This is a genomic window from Mesorhizobium sp. BR1-1-3, from assembly GCF_020165455.1.
GTDB lineage: Bacteria > Pseudomonadota > Alphaproteobacteria > Rhizobiales > Rhizobiaceae > Mesorhizobium > Mesorhizobium ciceri.
The window spans coordinates 1-1,428 of record NZ_JAIUIC010000034.1 but is presented as its reverse complement, the minus strand read 5'-3'; the positions used below and the strand labels follow the sequence as shown (position 1 = coordinate 1,428).

Annotated in this window: 1 pseudogene; it reads right to left on the bottom strand. The window is 60.2% G+C overall.

The window, feature by feature from the left end:
• Positions 1–1,428: pseudogene (locus LB559_RS32785) on the bottom strand (hypothetical protein); the annotation flags it as partial.

The window sequence follows — 1,428 nt, the reverse complement described above, 5'->3', positions numbered from 1 at the left end:
CGTCGTGGTCTGGGTCGAGGTGAAGCCGATGTCCGTGATCTTCAGCACGTCATTGTCGGTCACGTCGAAGGCGTGGGTTCCCGTGCTGGCACCAGTCGTACCAGTACCGGTTGCTTTGTTCAGGTCGATTGCAGTACCGGTGAGCCCGTTGCCGGACTGCATGATCTGGGCGCCTTGGAGCACCCAGTTCTCACCGGTTGCGTTGTAGTCGTTCTTCTCGATGATGACGAGACCGTCGTTGTTATCGAGCGGGAAGTCCGCCGCGTATGCGGTGGGGACCTGCCCCGCCTTGAAGATGTTCGTGTTCGACACGTACATCGCCTTCGTGGTGAACGTGTCGGCGGCGGTGCCGCTGCCGCCGGCAATCCCGTCGGAACCGTAGTTGACGAGATTGAGGATCAGCATAAGATCTTCGCTGTTCCCGATACCGTCGAACTTGATGGCCATGTCGGTGGCAGACTGGTTCGGGACGTTGTTGACTCCGTCGTCGGTGACGATGCCGGGGCTGTGGTCGAAGAACCGCAGTGTAAGCAACTCACCCTTCTGGATCGTGTCACCGGCAACTCCGTTCGTGGCTTGGGTTGCAGAAATCCAATCCTCGAAGTTGCTACTGATCTGCTGGCCAGCGTCGAAAGCCGTGTCAAGATTGTTAGGCAATCCAGCCGGCGCGCCATCGCCTGTCGCATTGAAACCTAACGGGCTACCGTTGGGGTTCGAGTTGCCGGTGAACTGCACGAAGAAGTCCCGGTCGGTCGTTTCGGGTGTGCTGTCCGCCTCGAAGAGCTTCTCCACCACGATGTTCGGGTGACCGGTGTTGCTCAAGGGCTCCTTGAATAGAAGCTCACTGGTGTGCAGAATGTCCTTGGTGAAGCCCTCCACCGTGTCGCTCAAGGTGATGGTATAAGTGCCGGCATCCTTGTGGAAGACGAGAGTACCACCCACCGAGCCCGGCTGAATGCCAGCCGTGTTCGGGTCGCTGTCGTAGCTAGCGGTCCAGTTGAACGTCGCCGAGGTAGCGCTTTCCGACTGCAGCGTCGCGACCGAGCTAAGGAACGGGGTCGTGCCGGGTGCCGGCACAAGGCCGGTGAGATTGCCGTCAAGGGTGATCTGGATGCCGGCAAGGGCACCGTTGACATCGACGAAATCGCTAGCACCCGCCAAATATTCTGCGGCCGTATGCTTGTCCACCATGTCGTACCCGAAGGCTCCGATAGCCGACGCGTTGAGCGTGTTGGCCAGAGTCTCGTGGGTCCCGGTACCGTTGCCGGCGTTCTGGTCACCGTCGAACGGCACCGTGATCGTCGGATCGGTGTCGTCGAAGGTCAGAGACAACGGCCCCGAGCTCGTGCTTTGCTGCGACACGACGTCGTTGTCGCCGTCCGTCGCCGTCACCGTTGCCACCACGTTGATCAGACCGTTGAGGTCGAG